General features: G+C 59.5%; 19 protein-coding genes. 5 read left to right on the forward strand and 14 right to left on the reverse strand.

What is annotated here, in order from left to right; genetic code table 11:
* Positions 1 to 94 precede the first annotated feature (94 nt).
* Both PMI09_RS06300 and PMI09_RS06305 read right to left on the reverse strand, forming a co-directional pair.
* Positions 95 to 310, reverse strand: a complete 216-nt coding sequence (locus PMI09_RS06300; protein ID WP_007534130.1) for a cold-shock protein — start codon at positions 308 to 310, stop codon at positions 95 to 97.
* Between the two features lie 465 nt (positions 311 to 775).
* On the reverse strand, positions 776 to 1690 hold the full coding sequence (locus PMI09_RS06305) for a DMT family transporter (protein ID WP_007790022.1): 915 nt from the start codon (positions 1688 to 1690) through the stop codon (positions 776 to 778).
* Between the two features lie 109 nt (positions 1691 to 1799).
* Here PMI09_RS06305 and PMI09_RS06310 point away from each other — a divergent pair, with 109 nt between their 5' ends.
* Entirely contained in the window at positions 1800 to 2285 is a 486-nt protein-coding gene (locus PMI09_RS06310; protein ID WP_007790024.1) for a hypothetical protein, read from the forward strand.
* Positions 2286 to 2293: 8 nt separating this feature from the next.
* Here PMI09_RS06310 and PMI09_RS06315 read toward each other — a convergent pair whose 3' ends face one another.
* The 3 genes from PMI09_RS06315 to PMI09_RS06325 are packed head-to-tail and all read right to left on the reverse strand — an operon-like array spanning position 2294 to position 6611.
* On the reverse strand, positions 2294 to 3442 hold the full coding sequence (locus PMI09_RS06315) for a PQQ-dependent sugar dehydrogenase (RefSeq protein ID WP_007790027.1): 1149 nt from the start codon (positions 3440 to 3442) through the stop codon (positions 2294 to 2296).
* 56 nt (positions 3443 to 3498) lie between these two features.
* The gene (locus PMI09_RS06320) at positions 3499 to 4281 is read right to left on the reverse strand and encodes a class GN sortase (protein ID WP_007790028.1); all 783 of its coding nucleotides are present in this window, start codon (positions 4279 to 4281) and stop codon (positions 3499 to 3501) included.
* Positions 4278 to 6611 (reverse strand): marine proteobacterial sortase target protein, encoded by a 2334-nt coding sequence (locus PMI09_RS06325; RefSeq protein WP_007790029.1) that lies wholly within the window; start codon positions 6609 to 6611, stop codon positions 4278 to 4280. Before PMI09_RS06325 ends, PMI09_RS06320 begins: the two co-directional genes overlap by 4 nt.
* 19 nt (positions 6612 to 6630) lie before the next feature.
* Here PMI09_RS06325 and PMI09_RS06330 point away from each other — a divergent pair, with 19 nt between their 5' ends.
* Positions 6631 to 6930, forward strand: a complete 300-nt coding sequence (locus tag PMI09_RS06330) for a hypothetical protein (protein ID WP_037082054.1) — start codon at positions 6631 to 6633, stop codon at positions 6928 to 6930.
* A gap of 54 nt (positions 6931 to 6984) precedes the next feature.
* Positions 6985 to 8187, forward strand: a complete 1203-nt coding sequence (locus tag PMI09_RS06335; protein WP_007790030.1) for a pyridoxal phosphate-dependent aminotransferase — start codon at positions 6985 to 6987, stop codon at positions 8185 to 8187.
* A 476-nt stretch (positions 8188 to 8663) separates the two neighbouring features.
* Here PMI09_RS06335 and PMI09_RS06345 read toward each other — a convergent pair whose 3' ends face one another.
* The 4 genes from PMI09_RS06345 to PMI09_RS06355 form a co-directional block, all read right to left on the reverse strand.
* The gene (locus PMI09_RS06345; RefSeq protein ID WP_007790035.1) at positions 8664 to 8930 is read right to left on the reverse strand and encodes a DUF1488 domain-containing protein; all 267 of its coding nucleotides are present in this window, start codon (positions 8928 to 8930) and stop codon (positions 8664 to 8666) included.
* Positions 8931 to 8948: 18 nt separating this feature from the next.
* Positions 8949 to 9263: a hypothetical protein gene (locus PMI09_RS06350; protein ID WP_007790036.1), complete on the reverse strand. Its 315-nt coding sequence runs from the start codon at positions 9261 to 9263 to the stop codon at positions 8949 to 8951.
* Positions 9264 to 9320: 57 nt separating this feature from the next.
* Positions 9321 to 9467 (reverse strand): hypothetical protein, encoded by a 147-nt coding sequence (locus PMI09_RS31665; protein ID WP_007790038.1) that lies wholly within the window; start codon positions 9465 to 9467, stop codon positions 9321 to 9323.
* 161 nt (positions 9468 to 9628) lie between these two features.
* Positions 9629 to 10696, reverse strand: a complete 1068-nt coding sequence (locus PMI09_RS06355) for a calcium:proton antiporter (protein ID WP_443216172.1) — start codon at positions 10694 to 10696, stop codon at positions 9629 to 9631.
* 258 nt (positions 10697 to 10954) lie between these two features.
* Between PMI09_RS06355 and PMI09_RS06360 the strand changes: the two genes are divergently transcribed.
* Positions 10955 to 11236 carry a DUF2188 domain-containing protein gene (locus PMI09_RS06360; RefSeq protein ID WP_007790042.1) on the forward strand — a complete coding sequence of 94 codons (282 nt, stop codon included), beginning with the start codon at positions 10955 to 10957 and terminating at the stop codon, positions 11234 to 11236.
* 27 nt (positions 11237 to 11263) lie between these two features.
* Here the strand turns inward: PMI09_RS06360 and PMI09_RS06365 are convergent, their stop codons facing one another.
* On the reverse strand, positions 11264 to 12175 hold the full coding sequence (locus PMI09_RS06365) for a LysR family transcriptional regulator (protein WP_007790043.1): 912 nt from the start codon (positions 12173 to 12175) through the stop codon (positions 11264 to 11266).
* 94 nt (positions 12176 to 12269) lie between these two features.
* Between PMI09_RS06365 and PMI09_RS06370 the strand changes: the two genes are divergently transcribed.
* Positions 12270 to 13280, forward strand: a complete 1011-nt coding sequence (locus PMI09_RS06370; RefSeq protein WP_007790045.1) for an SDR family NAD(P)-dependent oxidoreductase — start codon at positions 12270 to 12272, stop codon at positions 13278 to 13280.
* 166 nt (positions 13281 to 13446) lie between these two features.
* On the opposite strand, the gene PMI09_RS06375 is transcribed toward PMI09_RS06370, so the two are convergent.
* The 4 genes from PMI09_RS06375 to PMI09_RS06390 all read right to left on the reverse strand — a co-directional run bounded on the left by PMI09_RS06375 (position 13447) and on the right by PMI09_RS06390 (position 17404).
* Positions 13447 to 14250: an aminoglycoside phosphotransferase family protein gene (locus PMI09_RS06375; protein WP_007790047.1), complete on the reverse strand. Its 804-nt coding sequence runs from the start codon at positions 14248 to 14250 to the stop codon at positions 13447 to 13449.
* 73 nt (positions 14251 to 14323) lie between these two features.
* Complete coding sequence (locus PMI09_RS06380) at positions 14324 to 15445, reverse strand: alkene reductase (RefSeq protein WP_007790049.1); 1122 nt, start codon at positions 15443 to 15445, stop codon at positions 14324 to 14326.
* A 227-nt stretch (positions 15446 to 15672) separates the two neighbouring features.
* Positions 15673 to 15966 carry an ArsR/SmtB family transcription factor gene (locus PMI09_RS06385; RefSeq protein ID WP_007790053.1) on the reverse strand — a complete coding sequence of 98 codons (294 nt, stop codon included), beginning with the start codon at positions 15964 to 15966 and terminating at the stop codon, positions 15673 to 15675.
* 541 nt (positions 15967 to 16507) lie between these two features.
* Positions 16508 to 17404, reverse strand: coding sequence for a LysR family transcriptional regulator VtlR (locus PMI09_RS06390; RefSeq protein WP_007534166.1), 897 nt, complete (start codon positions 17402 to 17404; stop codon positions 16508 to 16510).
* Positions 17405 to 17407 lie beyond the last annotated feature (3 nt).

Raw genomic sequence — 17407 nt, forward strand, 5'->3', positions numbered from 1 at the left:
GCAAGGTAAGGGCCGCGATGTGAATGCAGGCTGAATGACAAAACCCGGCATCGCTGCCGGGCTTCAACTCGAATTGACAGCGTTGGCTGGAGGCTCAGCCTGCAATCTGCAGGTTGACAGCCTTGGGGCCCTTGCCGCGCCGATCCGGCTCCGTGTCGAAGCTAACCTTCTGATTCTCCGTCAGTCCGGCCAAGCCAGAAGCCTGAACGGCAGAAATGTGCACAAAGATGTCGGCGCCGCCCTTGTCCGGCTTGATAAAGCCAAAACCTTTGTCGGTATTGAAGAATTTTACAGTGCCAGTCTCGGCCATGCGTCAGGTCCTTTTATCTCTGCCCGCCATCCACACGGGCAGCATCACTGATATTGCCTCCTTGCGGAGACGTTAGCAGGCAATCATTGAAATGTGAGAAAAAGGTCCCCTCTAGCTCAACCAGATTCGCCACGGAACTGACGCCCGCGTTGTTGCAACTGGTTGACCGGAATATTAGCGTCTCCGGCGCGCACATTCCTAAGGACTTCCCATGCTCGCAAAATGCCCGAACACGGTGAGAGTGCTGCGATTATTAAATTTTGGCAAGCAAAAGTTTTTTAACGCCTCTGTGCCGATACGCCTCTTTGAACGGCATTTTCGCGCGTCTAGAGCAAAAATTTGGTCGTCAGCCGCCGCAGATCAACGCTTTATATCGTTGGCAATATAGTTTGGGAGCAGATTTTGCCAAAAATGCAACAATAACGCGACTACGCAAGAGCTAAAGTTTTTTTCTTTTCTGGACATTCAACCCAAATTTGGGCTCGGTTTCAGTCTGTCCGAAGCACGGCGGCGTGCCATTTCGGGCACCACTTCAACCAGAAGCATAGCGGTAAACATCAACGCGCAGCCGGCGTAGCCGAGCGGTGGCATGGTTTCGCCCAGCATCAGGGCGCCGAGCGAGGCGCCGAAGAGCGCTTCAGAGGACAGGAAGATCGCTGCCTGCGACGGGGTCGTGTAGCGTTGGCCGATGATCTGCAGCGAAAAGGCGACACCCGAGGAGAAGAGGCCGACATACAGGATCTCGGGGGCCGCCGCCCATACCGCCTCCCAGCTGATCGGTTCCGCGACGATGGCAACGGCGAGCGCACAGGCCCCTGCCACGGCAAACTGGGCGGTCGAGAGTGCAAGCGGACGACCGGTTTCGGATACCGTAGTGCCTGCCAGAGTGATCTGCCCGGCCCAGAAGATCGCGCAAACGACCGTCAACAGATCGCCGGTCGTCAAGGCCGAGAGCTGTCCGCCCGACAACAAGTAGATGCCGGATACGGCCATGATCGCACCGGGCCAGATGACCCAGTGCGGAGAGCGGCGGAGGAAAACGACGGCGATCAAGGGGACGATCACGACATAGAGCCCGGTAATGAAACTCGAATTCGTCACCGTCGTCGTCTGCAGGCCGATCTGCTGCGTTGCGGCGCCGCCGAACAGCGCAAGACCCGTCAGCACATAGAGCTTGAGATGGCGCGGCGCGGTCTTGACCGCCGCCTTGCGTGCCTCGAGCAGCATGAAAGGCAGAACCGCCACTGCAGCAATCATGAAGCGCAGGCCAATGAACCAGAACGGACCGATCGCCTTCATTGCCGTTGACTGCGCGACAAAGCCGCCGCCCCAGATGGCAGCTGCAAGCAATAGAAGGAGGTTCGCCTGAATGCGCGTCATTTCGTCCTCTGGGCGGGAGCGGGAGAGTATGGCCGAGCGTTAACAGTTGCCTTTCGTTTGAGCAAGGGTGAAGAATGTCGCCACCGCGTTAGCGCCTGAAGGCAAACGGATGACAACGAAAGCGGTTTCATCGCCTGACGAAGAGGCTGCGCCGTCACCGCGCGGACATGATGCGCCGGCGGGGTATTCCGGCAGTTTACTGACGCGAAAGCTAGGCCTGAGGGAAGGGCAGGCGGCACTGTTGATCGGCGTGCCTGCGATCACCGAGATACAAGGTTTTGATCACTTCTCCTCTGTCGAGACCGCTTTGCCATCAATGATCGAGCGTCGCTTCGACTATGGCCACGTTTTTGAAACGCGCCGGCCAGTTCTTGAAGACATGGCACCGGCTCTGTCGGGCGTCCTTAAACCGGACGGGATGCTGTGGATTTCCTGGCCCAAGAAAGCGGCACGGGTGCCGACGACAATCACCGAAGACGTCCTAAGATCGATTTTCCTGCCGTTGGGACTGGTTGACGTCAAAGTTTGCGCCATAGACGAAACATGGTCCGGCCTGAAGTTCGTCATTCGAAAGGAACTGCGCGCCGGTCTTTAGGCTTCGCATCAACCATTGTTGGCCGGCGCTCGCGACACTCTGAGCAAGGCACCATCATCTTCATCCGTGAGGATCAGCAGGGCGCCGTCCGGTGCAATGACCACATCGCGCATGCGGCCATAGGAGCCGTCGAATATCCGCTCCTCGGCGACAAAGGCTCCGCCATCATCGCGCTGCATACGCGAAAGTAGCTGAAACTTCAGCGCGGCAACGAGAAAGTTGCCGTCCCATTCGGGGAACATCTTGCCGCGATAAATGGCCAGCGCTCCCGGCGCTATGGACGGGTCCCAATAATAAAGAGGTTGTTCAAGTCCTTCCTTGGCTGTGCCTTCGCCGATCTCGGCGCCGGAATAATCGCGGCCATAGGTGATGATCGGCCAGCCGTAGTTCTTGCCGGGTTCGATGTCGTTGATCTCATCACCGCCACGGGCACCGTGCTCAGCCGTATAGAGCTTGCCGTCGGCGGCATCGAAGGCGATGCCTTGCGGATTGCGATGGCCTTTCGACCATATTTGCCGAAGCGCCTTTTCGCCGTCCTTGAAAGGGTTGTCATCAGGAATGCTACCATCAGCGCTGATGTGAATGATGGAGCCGGCGTCGTCCCTCCAGTCCTGGGAGCGATCCCTGTCGCCGCGATCGCCGATGCTAATGAAAAGCGAGCCGTCCTTGGCGAAGGCGATGCGAGAGCCGTACTGGATGTTGCCGCTGGTAAAACGCTTCATCGCAAAGATGGATTTGACGTCCTCGAGGCTCGTTCCGTCTTTTGACAGCGTAGCGCTGAAGACCTCAGTGCCGGAGCCACCCTTGGCCCTTGTCGCAGCGGTGAGGAATATCCTGCGGCTCATTCCAAAATCAGGCGCGAGCGCAACGTCCATCAGGCCTCCTTGGCCGCGGGCATTGACATCAGGGACGCCGGCGATGGGGGCGGAGAGCTTGCCGTTGCGGATGATGCGCAGCCGTCCCGGTCGTTCGGTGACAAGATAGGAGCCGCCAGGAAGAACCTCTACGGCCCAAGGATGCTCGAGCCCGGTCGCAATTGTATCGACTTGCACCTCAACCGTTTTCGTCTTGACGATATCGGCAGAGAGGCCGGGGGAGGCGGCCAAGGCCGCTGTTGCGAGAAGAAATCCGAATTGAAGCCTTGCAAGTGTCGTCATGGTCCGTCCCGTCGTCTGTCCAGATCAACGTGGTGCGTCGGACACCTGCTTCAAGCTCATTCGCGCTGGGATAACGGCTTTGTGTTTGCCGCTGGCACGGTGCCGATTGGCTGCGGATCGACGAGTTCCGCTTCGACGATGTAGCGCAGTGGGCCGCGTTCCGTCGCGCCGAAAGGCCAGCAGGTCGCAAGCACGAGATGGCGGCCTTGCGCTGTCGGATCAATGCCGCTTTGATCCCATGGCACGACGCGGCCTTCGCCCGCCTTGAAGGTCAGGACCTTGCCATCGCGACGTGTGACCTCGATTTCGTCGCCTGCTTCGACGTCCTTCAGCCAACGGAAATGCGTGTCGCGATGGGCGGCGATGACGGAGGTGCCCTCATCGCCGGGTTGGGGCGTATTGGCGAGCCAGGCGGGGCCGAAGGCCAGAGCCTCGCCGGAGGCGCCGGACAGGACGATCGCATGCTTGCCGAGGCGAGGCGCGGTCACTTCCGCCTCGGTCGTGAAATCCGCCCAGGGCCAAGGCTTGGTGTCTTCGCCGCGAAGTTCGGCGGCAAAGGCCCTCTTCAGGAGAAGCTGCGACAATTCCGCCTTGGCCTTGATGTAGAGCCCGTCGGCCACCAGTGCCGTTCCGTACAGCGCGAGGGCGGCGATGCTCACAACAATGGCCTTCTCGACGACGGAGAGACGGGGCAGGAGCGAGCGGCTTTGCTGCGCCGTCGCAGTATCGTAAGCGGTCGCCGCCGCCGTCGCCATGGCGAGCTCGAGGTAGGTCGGAAGTGGGCCGAACTCCTCCGCTTCGTGGTTGCCAACTGCGGCTCGCGAGCTCACTGGCGTCATTGCCTGTCCCCTGCGAAGACGCCGCGTACGCGCCGGCGCCAAATGGCAAACCCGCTTGCCGCGATCAGTGCGGCAAAAAGCATGACGATGCCGCGGACGATCTGCTCGTCTGCACGCGTTGCGGTTTGCGGCAGCTTTACCGACGCGGGCTTCTGGGCAATCAGCCCGGCTGCCTTCGCCGTAGGTGCGGCAGCCATGCGCGATGCCGCCAGCTGCGCAAACTCCTGCCGGGGCGTCGCCATCGCATGATCGGGCGGGCTGGTCGGGGCCGGGGCTTCCTCACCGAAGACCTTCTCGAAATCCCAGCCATCAGGCAGGTTAAGCGGCAGCTTTGCCGAGCCGACGGGCTCGCCTGCAGGACGCGATGGTGTGACGTCGACCGCGACGAGGCTCGTTACACGCGAGACGAGGTGGTGGGCGAGCGCCACCGTCTCGATGTCCCTGTCGAGCGAAGCGCGGTCCTCCCGTTCGTAGGCGCGGGCTTCGAGGTCGTCGATCTTGCGCCGCGCCCAGAGCTTGGAAATGCCCTGGCCATCGGCGGCGTTGGCGATATCCACGTCGACGCGCCAGGGCTGGATGCCGGTCTTGCCGATGATCTGCAGCTTGCCGGCGGGTTTTTCTTCCGGCAGTTCCGCGGTCAGGACGACCGGCTCGCCGGTATAGAGGTCAGGCATCGGGTTCGGGGTGATGTCCTTGGCCTTTATACCTTCGAAGGTTGCCGTAATATCGGTCATTGCCGGGTTCTGAAGCTTCGCGAAAAGCTCTCCCATGCGGGTCGCGACCTGCTCGGCGGAGCCGATCTGGGTGAAGGTACCGCGGCCCATTTCGGCGGCTTTGGTCATGAAATAGGAGTTTGGCGCCGAGCCGATGCCGACTGTGAAGACGCGGGCCTCGCCACGGTTTTGGCTGATCTCGCCAAACAACTGCTGTTCATTGCCGATTGCGCCGTCTGTCAGGAACACGACCTGGCGAAGCGCGCCGTTGGCGACAGGCCCCTGGTTGCGCAGCGCATCCTGTAGCGCCGGCAGCATTTCGGTACCGCCGTCTGCGGTCAGTCCGCGGACATAGGCGATGGCCTTCTCGCGATTGTCGGGTGAGGCCGCGACGAGGCCGTTGAAATAATCGGTCATCGTATCGTCGAAGCGGATGACGTTGAAGCGGTCGTCGGGGTTGAGCTTCGAGATCGCAAGCGCCAGGCTTTCCTTCGCCTGCGCGATCGACGGGCCGGACATGGAACCGGAATTGTCGATGACGAAGACGACTTCGCGCTTGGCTGTCGGCGACGATGTATCGGGCGTTGCCGGCGGTGTGACGAAGGCGAGCAGGTAGGTCTTGCCGTTGATGACCTCGCGGAAAAGTCCGGCACTTGGCGTTTTGCCAGGCGCGGCCTTCCAGGTGAGTTCGAAGTCCTTGTCGGCCGGAACGCTCTCTCCCGTAATCGAGATCGTGCGGCTCTGGTCGCCGTCCTGCTTGATGTCGACGTCATGGAAGGAGGATTTCACGTCGCCGAGCGGAAAGCCGGCCTTGAGATTGACGGTGAGCGCGACGGGGTTGATCTTCGCGTTCTCGCGCGGATCGAGAACCGGCGCCTCGATTTTCTCGCGATTTTCCACCGGGTCGGTCGGGACCGCGAAGCCGGCACCATTGTTGAATTCCACGGTCTGGACGATCGGCGCCGGATTGTAGCGGGGGGCGACGACCATCGGGAAGCGCAGCGAGAACTCGCCGCCGGACTGGTGGACGGCCTGCTGGTATTCGATCTGCACGACAATCGTTTCGCCGGGGCCGATGTTGGCGACCTGGTTGGTGAAGATGTTGGATCGCTGCTGCTCGAGAAGAGCGGCCTTCTTGCCTTCTGCCTTTGCCTGTTCGTAGATTTCGCGCGCTTCCTGGCGCGGCTTGATCTGACCCTCGATGAAGCGCTCGCCGATCTGCATCTTCAGCACGTCGACAGCGGAGTTTTCCGGGAGCGGAAAGACATACGTACCCTCAACCCAGCCCTTGCTCGGGTTCTGGAATCGTTGGGTGACCTTGACGCGGGCGATGGGGCCGGAGACATCCATCTGGACGTCGGTCTTCAGGCGTGGTGCCTCGACGAAGAAGCCGGGCTCCTTAGCGGGAAAAAGGAGGGAGCCGCTGTTGACGTCGTTCGGTCGAACGAGACCGGCGAGTTGCTCGACCTTTTGCTGGCTTTCTTCGGCGTAAACCGTCGTGACGAGCCCGAATGTCATAACTACCGACGCGGCGAAAGCCACGAATGCAACCAGCAATGAGATGGATACGCGACTGGCGCGAAGGCGCCTTATGACAAACTCGTCTTCCACAAACATGGTATGCCCTCAATAACCAATGTCGGATGCACCAAGATGCGGCTTCGATCTCGGCGCGCTCGCGACCGAATTGCGGCATGCCGCGGCATTTGTTGCGGCCAATTCGTGGCAAAGCCTGAAAAAGGCGAAGTTTTTGATTTCAGGGCGTAAATCGGGCCCTCTTCAGAAATCGATTCAAGGGCTTCGCAAAATTGTTCATCGGGCCGAGTGGGTGATGTCGCGAATTGACAATCGTATGAGCCAACTGATCACGAAGAATCATTGGCACCATCACGCCTTTGCGCTTGAAATGCCTGCTCACATTGGACATAGAGCTTAGCGCAGAATTCCGGTCCCGGCTTTCTGCCCAAATCAACCGTATAGGACCGATATCATGGCCTTTCTTGCCGATGCTCTTTCCCGTGTGAAGCCTTCAGCCACCATCGCCGTTTCCCAAAAAGCGCGCGAGCTGAAAGCGAAAGGACGCGATGTGATTGGCCTCGGCGCCGGCGAGCCGGATTTCGATACGCCAGATAATATCAAGAAGGCGGCCATCGACGCGATCAACCGCGGCGAGACAAAGTACACTCCGGTTTCCGGTATCCCTGAACTGCGCAAGGCGATTGCCGCGAAGTTCAAGCGCGAGAACGGCCTGGAATACTCCTGGGAGCAGACGATCGTCGGCACCGGCGGCAAGCAGATCCTCTTCAATGCCTTCATGGCGACGCTGAACCCGGGCGATGAAGTCGTCATCCCGGCGCCGTACTGGGTGTCCTACCCGGAAATGGTGTCGCTGTGCGGCGGCACCCCTGTCATCGTTTCGGCGACGCAGGAAAACAACTTCAAGCTGCAGGCGGGCGATCTCGACAAGGCGATCACGCCGAAGACGAAGTGGTTCGTCTTCAACTCACCGTCCAACCCGTCGGGTGCTGCCTACACGCATGCCGAACTCAAGGCACTGACGGACGTGCTGCTGAAGCATCCGCATGTCTGGGTGCTGACCGACGACATGTACGAGCATCTGACCTATGGCGACTTCAAGTTCGTCACGCCTGTCGAAGTCGAGCCGAAGCTCTACGATCGCACGCTGACGATGAACGGCGTCTCCAAGGCCTACGCGATGACCGGCTGGCGTATCGGCTATGCGGCAGGTCCGATCCAGCTCATCAAGGCGATGGACATGATCCAGGGGCAGCAGACCTCGGGTGCGACGTCGATCGCGCAGTGGGCTGCCGTCGAAGCGCTGAACGGCACGCAGGATTTCATCCCTCAGAACAAGAAGATCTTCGAAGGCCGCCGCGACCTCGTCGTGTCGATGCTGAACCAGGCCAAGGGCATCACGTGCCCGTCGCCGGAAGGCGCGTTCTACGTCTATCCGTCCTGCGCCGGCCTCATCGGCAAGACCGCACCCTCTGGCAAGGTTATCGAGACGGACGAGGACTTCGTGTCCGAGTTGCTTGAAAGCGAAGGTGTAGCCGTCGTTCACGGCTCGGCTTTCGGCCTTGGCCCGAACTTCCGCATCTCCTATGCGACCTCGGAAGCGCTGCTTGAGGAAGCCTGCAAGCGCATCCAGCGCTTCTGCGGCGCCTGCAAGTAAGCAATTCAGGAACGAATGCGAAATCCCGCCGGAAACGGCGGGTTTTTTGTTGGTCGGACGTTGCCAACCGGCTGAGATGAAAAGTCTACCGAATTCCCGGCGAGAAGTGCCATGTTCCTACCCAGTACCGCAAGGCAAGGGCGGGTCCGCTGGGATCGCTTCAAATGTGCGACAAGTGTCCCTTGGTCATTCCTTGATCGGCGTTGCATGGGAAGATTGCCCGGCCCGAGCGTGCGCTTCTTGCTCAAGGCGCATCGCTCTCAGTCGAGCGGTCTTCTCATTTCTGGCGGTAGCAACGGCATCGATTTTCAATGCTTCCTGTGTGCGGGACAACATCTGTGTCTGCGTCAATCCGAACGCAGCTTCTGCGCGTTGGCGGCTTTTGCTCCATGGCTCATGCATACGATGGTCCTCGTTGTAGGGTTGGTTTTCGGTACGGGCTTTGGTGTAGGAAAAAGCAAACTGCGATCGATCTGCTACTTGAAATCCGACAGTTTCAGGACGATCGAATTCTCTCGTTTAGAGCCATAGACGCGTTTGGCGACATCTAGAATTTGGGTTCGAAGCCCGTCAAATCCCGCGAGATAGTCGCGTTCCGATGTCGCTGCCGGGCAAGGTCCCTTCGTCAGCACGTCAATATCCATCGAGAAACGAATCTCGAACATACCATCATGGCCGAGGAAGCGGATGCGCCTGGCGGTTTCGTCATAGCTTCTGGCGCGGTTGGGAAATGCGATTGCCATAATGCTCCTCTCGTTTCTCTACTGGAATGCGTTGTCGAATGGCCGCCGCTCGGTCTTTAAGCCGCATCGCTCGGTTGTACTGGCATCCTTGGCCAAGGCAGTTTCAATTTCCTGCGAAGACACGCTCAATCGCTGCCTGGTGCCGTTATCCGTTGCAATCGCCGGTATTTCGAGATGGGTATCGGTTCTCCTGAAGGCGGAGAATGATAGGCCTTCGATCTCTTCTTCGTCGACAATCAGCCGATAGGTCCCCGCTTCCAACGGGACTACCAGTGAACTCAGAACGAAGGGGTGAGCAAACGTTATTTCAGTTTCTCTGGTGCGCTCTGCCATGGTGACCTCGAATGAAAGGGCCCTCGGTAATGAATTGTGGGTTCAGAACGGCTGCTCCTACCAAAGGATACCCCGGAACGTGACGTAGGCGATGAATGCCAGACTGATTGCCGGGGTCGACTTGATAAGAAAATCGACATAGCGGAAGCGCAGAGCTTCCCGCATCACATTTTCCATGAACTGTATGCTGGAGGCGGAAGACATGCGGTCCTCCTTTGTTGGGGCTGGAACGCTTCTGATCGTCCGCACCCGGCAGCGCCCGTTTCAGATGCTGCCGATGCCTTAGAGATGGTGTGCACGTATACGAATTGCAAGGTGCGATCTCCTAGCCGTAGCGACGCAACGATCGGACAGGTTCCACAAAATCAAAGTCCCAATGCCGACAGCATCAGGAACGTCGCGAAGAGGATGAAATGCGTCATGCCTTCGATGGCATTGGTTTCACCGTCGTTGAGGTTGATGGCTGCCGCGATCAGGGTGATCGCCACCATGACAGTCTGGACCGGTGTCATGGCCATGATGAAGGGTTGACCGGTATAAAGCGCGATCGCCTCCATCACCGGAACCGTGAGGATGACAGTCGATAGTGAAGCACCCATGGCGATATTGACGGTCGCCTGCATGCGGTTGCGCAGCGCTGCACGCAGCGCTGTCAGGATTTCGGGCGCCGCGGAAATCGCTGCGACGACGATGGCGGTCAGGGCAACGGGAGCGCCGGTGTCCCGCAGGCCCTGCGTCATGAAGGTGGCCATGAACTCCGCAAGCAGGCCGATGATGACCACGCCGATCAAGATCGTGGCGATCGAGGCGGCCGCGGAATCCTCGGTCGAGTGCTCTTGCGGATCGGTCTTCTTCCGCTCGCTGCGAGGATAGGCATAGCTGAAGAAGTAGCTATGCTGACCGACCTGCATACGCAGGAAGAGGCCGTAGAGGGCGACCATAGCCAGGATGGTGAAGGCGGAGTAGTAGTGCCACTTATCCGCCGGCACGAATTCTGGAACGATCATCGAGATGCCCATGGCAGTGAGGATCATAACGCCATAGGTCTTTCCCGAGTTGTCATTGTATGGCTGCTCTCCGTGTTTCAAGCCACCGAGCAGGGCGGCGAGGCCAAGGATGCCGTTGATGTCGAGCATCAGGGCTGCATAGATCGTGTCGCGAACGAGCGTGGGGGAGCTTTCGCCACTCATCATGATCGCGAGGATGATCACTTCCACGGCAACGGCCGACAGCGTCAGGATCATCGTGCCATAGGGATCGCCAACCTTGATTGCCAGGATCTCCGCATGATGGGCGACGCGAACCGAGGCAACGACGATGGTGGCGACAAGCGCTGCGGCCGCGATGAGCGATATGCCGCGGCCCATCTCAAGAACCGCATGCTCTGACATGTACGCGAAAGCGGCGACGACCATCGCCAATACCAAGAACATTTCGTCTTTCAGTCGCGGCACAATTTTCACGGAAAGCTCCGATCTTGATTCATCCGGAAAGTCTAAAGCGATGATTTTGCATGGCAAGCGAGCACGCGCAGAGGTGCGTTTGCAGTCTTGAGAATTTAATGGAATACTAACGCATCGGTCAGCCGGAAGCATATCGCGGCGCCCACTCGTCTCTTGCAATGCGGCCCGCGCAGAACTGGATGCAATCCGGTCAGTGTTCGGGCGCGAACAAGAAGAGGAGTGAAATGCATGGTCAAGGTGGTCTACGAGGTCGTTCCTCACGACGGGGGCTGGGCCTACCGGTTGGGCAATGTCTATTCCGAAGCATTTCCCACACACTCCGAAGCGCTCGAAGCAGCCCGCATCGTTGCGGCCGAACAGCAGGTTGGCGGTGATTCCGCGGAGATCAGCTGGCAGGATGATAAGGGCAAATGGCATGAGGAGTATGCCGAAGGCGGGGACCGGCCGGAGACCGAGGTCGTCGACGGCACCTGGAAAAGCCATTCCAGCGAAGCCTCGCCCCGCGCATGAGCGCACGGTTCATCATTCATGCGATGATCAGCCCGGGCGTTTGCGCGCCGTTCCGCTCACGTAATTCATCAGGCCGTCTACCAGCGCGTCGAATGTGACGCGGTAGCGGCGCGCCGTTTTGATCCCCTCATGCATGACGACCCAGGTGTCGAGAGGTATCCGGAAAAGCTCCGGCAGGACCGGCAACAGATCCGGATCTCGTGCTGCAAGGCCCGTCTGGCAGATCCCAATCCCCAGGCCGGCGCGAATTGCCGAGATCTGCGAAAGCGGGTTATCACTTTTAAAAGCGAAGGCGAGCCCGTCCGGCAATGGAAAGCGCGCCATCATGGTCCGGATATAGGCCGTTTGCCGGTCGAAGCCGACAAGGCGGTGTCCTGCGAGGTCAGCGATCTCCTCCGGCATGCCATGTTGCTCGATGTAGCGACGATGGGCGTGAAAGCCGAGCGGTATTTCTCCGATGCGGCGGACGATGAGCTGATCCTGGGCCGGCTCGGCCATCCGGACGGCGATATCCGCCTCCCGGTTGAGAAGATCCTCGATGGCGTCAGACGCCGAGAGCTCGATGCTGAGTTCAGGATGGGCCGCCACCAGTGGTGCGAGGATAGGCGGCAAGACCTCGACGCCGATGACCTCGCTGGCGCTTATCCGGACAGTGCCAGCGACCCGCTCTCGATGTCCCGATGCAGTTCGCAGCAGGGCGGCGGATGTCGCCGCGAGCGTTTCCGCGTAGGGCTTCAATTCCAGGGCCGCATCGGTCGGCAATAGACCGTTCGGCGAGCGGACGAAGAGCTGCGAGCCGATTGCGTCCTCCAGCGCGTCGATGTGCCGCCCGACCGTCGGCTGCGTCAGGCCCAGTTCACGGGCCGCCGCCGAAAGCGATCCTTGCTCCAGGACGGCCAACAGCGTTCGGTAGAAATGCCAGTCCGGTTCCCTGTTCATGCATTTATGTATATCTGTGCAACGAATTTCGTCAATTTTGTTTGTGTTGGAACATAGGCATGATCGGCTTCAGTCGAAGTTGACGGAGACCATCATGACGGAACAAAACGGACGGGTTGCTCTGGTGCTTGGTGCAACAGGCGGGATCGGAGGCGAGGTCGCACGGAAGCTCGCCGCACGCGGCTGGCAGGTGAGGGCGCTCAATCGGGATGCCGCAAAGGCGCGCGCGAGGGCGTCGAATTTCGAGTGGATCCAAGGCGATGCGATGAACGCCATCGATCTGATGACGGCGGCCCAAGGTGCCAGCCTTATCATCCACGCCGTCAATCCGCCGGGCTACCGCGACTGGGAAAAGCTCGTTGTCCCGATGCTCGACAACACCATTGCAGCCGCACGTTCGGTCGGTGCGCGCATCCTTCTGCCGGGCACCGTCTATAATTTCGGACCGGATTCATTTCCGGTCCTTCGGGAAAACAGCCCGCAACATCCCGTGACGAAGAAGGGAGCGATCCGCGTCGAAATGGAAAGGCGACTGGAGGTTGCCTCGCGAACCGGCGCGCGGGTCATCATTGTCCGTGCTGGCGATTTTTTCGGACCGGGGGCTGCCAGTAGCTGGTTCTCACAAGGCATGGTCACGCCGGGAAAGCTGCTGACCACCGTCAAGAATCCGGCGCGGTGCGGCGTCGGGCACCAATGGGCCTATCTGCCTGATGTTGCAGAAACGATGGTCCGTCTCATCGAATGCGGTGACCGCCTGCCATCCTTTGCCGTCTATCACATGGACGGCTTTTGGGATGCCGATGGTTGTCAGATGGTGGCTGCTATCAAACGGGTGGCCGGCGCCACCATAAAGACGCAGGCCTTTCCCTGGTGGATCGTGCCGCTGGCCGCTCCCTTCGTCACTTTCATGCGTGAGCTGAAGGAGATGCGCTACCTCTGGCGGGAGCCGCTGCGGATGTCGAATGAACGATTGATCACCGAACTCGGCAGCGAGCCCCATACGCCGATCGACGAAGCTGTTCGCGCGTCGTTGGTCTCGCTCGGCTGCCTGCCGAGCGCTGGGCAGGAGGGCGAGGCACGCGTTTCGGTACAGGCCGTTCACTAGCACCTGTTTAGGGTTGCGTCTCCATCTGTGTTCGGCTCATCAATGAGAAGAACGCACCCGCGAAGGTGCGTAAGGCCAAGGAGGCGTAGCGCCCATGTCTCTTCTGATCGATCTCTGGCGTCCGACACCAAGATCCGAGCAGCGGCGCAATGGGCGAACGGCGCGCCTAGTCCCGCTGTAATTCAGCTAGCGCGATGCGCGCTACAGCGAGTGGACTTTCGGCCAGTGCCGTCGATCCATCGCTGAGAAACCAGGCGGCTGACAGGCCCGAATAGGCAGCAATCCATTGGAGCAGTCGTTTCGGCTCAAGGCCAGCCTCGGAGGCGACAAGTCGAAGCTGCCTCTGCAGACGACCGGGGGTGCTTATGGTCTGAAGGTCTTCGTTAGCGAAGATATTGGCGTAATCAAAGCCGCGTTCGCCGATCAAGCCTTTTGGATCAATCGCCAACCAGCCGTACTGTTCGAAATGGAGGATGTTGCTGTGGTGAATGTCGCCGTGCAGGACGACGGGATCGCGCGGATCGGAAAGCAGTGTTCTGGCAATCAGGTTGCACTGACCCAGTATGTCGCCATGAACTTCTGCCGCCGAGGTAAGGTCGCGAAACCAGCGGGTAAGCGGAATGAGCTCCGGCCGGGGCTTTTCGCGTGGGGTGTGAAGCTTTGCGACTGTGCTGCAAATAATGCGGGTTGCCGCATCGTCCGCGCCGTCTATCGCCATTGCCAGAAGCGAGCGGTGGCCCATCGCGCGCTCGAGCAGAACGGCCTCGCTGTCGTGCGCGTAGACCCTTGCCGCGCCGATGCCGCCCCACCATTGCATCAGGGCGCCACCGGCCCGCTCAGCCTCGTCCTTTGATATTTTCAGCATCGCAGGTCTGCCGTCCGACAGAACGGGCAGGAGATGGCTGGAATGGGTGATGATCGGTTCGCCGTCGATAGTCAGTCGCCAGCGCTTGATGTGCGATTCGAACATGGTGACATGCTAGCCAGGCGCTGAAAAAAGAAAATCCCGCCAGATGGCGGGATCTCCGTTGGTAAGTGTAGGCTCAGGCGGCTTTTTCTTGCGTTGGATAGTCTACGTATCCGGTAGCACCGCCACCATAAAGCGTTGCCTGGTCAAGGCCGGCAAGCGGCGTGTTGTCCTTGAGGCGCTGAACGAGGTCCGGATTGGAGATGAACGGTTTGCCGAACGCAACGAGGTCGGCGCGGCCGCTTTCCACGGCGTCGATCGCCATGTCGCGGTCATAGCCGTTATTGACCATCCAGTTCGCCATGCCGCCAGCCTTCTCGTAAGCGTTGCGGAGCGCCTTGTAGTCGAAGGGCTTGTCGCCTTGCTGATAGTTGCGATCACCGCCGGTCGCACCCTCGACGACGTGGATGTAGGTGAGGTCATACTTTGCCAGACCTTTGACCACATACGTGAAGATCGATTGTGCATCCGGGTCGGAGGAATCGTTTGCCGGCGTCACGGGTGAAATGCGGATGCCGGTGCGGCGGGCGCCGATCTCGGCCGTGATCGCATCAACGACTTCGAAGAGGAAGCGTGCGCGGTTCTCGACCGAGCCACCGTACTGATCCGTCCGGTCGTTGATACCGGAGCGCAGGAACTGGTCAATCAGATAACCATTTGCAGCGTGGATCTCGACGCCGTCGAAGCCGGCTTCAATCGCCGCGCGCGCGGCTTTCCGATAGTCTTCAACGATGCCTGGGATTTCCGAAGTTTCGAGGGCGCGCGGTTCGGACGTCGGCACGAAGCTTCCTGTGCCGTCCGGGTTGACGAGATAGGTCTTGGATTTTGCGGCCGTATTCGTCGAGGAGACTGGCTTGCCGCCGTCCGGCTGCAGCGTCGTGTGCGAGATACGGCCGACATGCCACATCTGAACGACAATCCTGCTGCCCGCCGCATGCACGGCATCGGTCACACGCTTCCAGCCCTCGATCGCTTCCTTGGAATAGAGGCCGGGAACATCTGCGTAACCCTGGCCCTGATGCGTAATGGCCGTTGCCTCAGTGACGATCAGCCCAGCCCCTGACCGCTGGCGGTAGTATTCGACGTTGAGGTCGTTCGGAACGGCGCCCGGCGAGCGGTTACGCGTAAGCGGCGCCATCACGATGTGGTTCTTGATGGCAATATCGCCAACCGTTGTCGGTTCGAAAAGCTTGCTCATGGGAGTCCTTTCTTAGGTGCTGGAAAATCACTCGGCCGTGGCGGACGCGCCTACCGTTCGACGGAGGGATAGGGGAGGGTGGTTGTAACGCGCCCGATCAACGGAGGGGGCGCGCGAGTGGTGCGAGTTGCGCTAGAGCCCGTGTTGGAAAGCGGTCCGGTCGTTCTGCGTTCAACGTACCGAGCATGAGCGCGCTCAGGCAGTGCATCGCAAAGGCGAGCGGGCACCTACAGATCCTTCGAGAGTTGCTTCAAGAAAGCCGCGATGGTCTCCTCGTTGCGTTTGTAGAAGATCCACTGGCCGATGCGTCTTGTCGTCACGAGGCCGGCGCGGCTCAAGGTCCCTAGATGTGCCGAGACGGTCGACTGCGAAAGGCCGCAGCGCTCGAACTGGCTTGCGCATATGCCCATCTCAAGCGGGTGCTCCTGCGAGGAAAAATGCTCCTCGGGGTTCTTCAACCAGCTCAGGATCTCCATCCGTGTCGGGTGGGCTATCGCCTTCAGGATTTCGTCTTTTTCCATCGCCGCTCATCGAATTATAAATCGTCATTAGGCGATATATGGATTTGTCATTCTCGATATGCAAGTCACGACGGCGTGAATTGTTGCATTTCCCGGCCTGGCTAAATTTTGGGCAAAAAAAGAGGGCCACCGAAAGATCGGGGCCCTTTAAAGGTGTGAAGGTCAATAAACCTCCAGAGGGGAACAGCTAACGCGGTGGCACTGGGAGAGAAGCCACGAAATGCATCAGCTGAGTGGGATATGATGCTTTGAGAGGCAGATTTCAATGCATGTTTGCGCATGCCTGCTATGCGTTGCACAATTTTCTGCTGCAGTGCGAAAAAATCGGGCAAAAAAAGAGGGCCACCGAAAGATCGGGGCCCTTGTAGGTGTGAAGGTCAAAACCTCCAGAGGGGAACAGCTAATGCGGTGGAACTGGGAGGAAAAGCCACCGTGTGCATCAGCTGTAAGCGATATGGTGTTTTAATAAGCAGACGGCAACCCCAATTTATGCATGCCAGACATGCATGCATTGCACGGCTTGTATTTCTGGGCCGAACAACTAGAAGTTCCAGTTGCGCGCCTTGCTGACAATGAAGTCGCGGAATGCCTTCAGCTTCGCCGCATTCTTCATCTCGTCGGGATAGCAAAAGTAGGTGTCGAACGACGGCACGTCTGCGTTGATCGGCAGCTGGATGAGGCCAGGGTCGCGTCCGACGATGTAGTCGGGCATGCAGGCGATGCCCATTCCGAGCAGGCAGGCGCGCTTGATCGAGGTCTGGCTGTTGATCTGCAGGTGCGGGATGCGCTTGTTGTCGGACGAGCGTCCGGCGACTTCCAGCCAGTTGACGTCAAGCAGGTAGCTCGGTGCGGGTTCGCCGAATGTGATGATGCGATGGTTGTCGAGGTCTTCGACCGTCTGTGGCTCGCCATGGCGGTTGATGTAGGAGGGGGCCGCATAGACGTGCATGTGAACGGTGAACAGCTTGCGCTGGATCAGATCGGATTGAACCGGTTGCCGCAGGCGGATGGCGCAATCCGCGTAGCGCATGTTGACGTCCACTTCCTCGTTGTCGAGGATCAGTTGGATCTGGACGTCCGGATAGAGCTGCATGAACTCCTGGATCTTGTCCGTCAGCCACCCCTGGCCGAGACCGACCGTGGTGGTGACGCGCAGTTTACCGGTCGGCGTTTCCGTCGTTTCGGTCAGCTGCATCTTCACCGTTTCCAGCTTCAGCAGCACGTCGTGAGCGGTCCGATAGAGCAGTTCACCCTGTTCCGTCAGGATCAGGCCGCGCGCATGGCGGTGGAAAAGCTTGGTGCCGACATCCTGCTCGAGCGCGCTGACCTGACGGCTGATCGCGGACTGGGACAGGTGCAGTTTATCCGCCGCATGCGTGAATGAACCCGCTTCGGCAGCTGCGTGAAAGATACGCAGCTTGTCCCAATCCAATGGCATTCC

Origin of the sequence: Rhizobium sp. CF122 (genome assembly GCF_000282035.1) — a bacterium.
Lineage (GTDB): Bacteria > Pseudomonadota > Alphaproteobacteria > Rhizobiales > Rhizobiaceae > Rhizobium.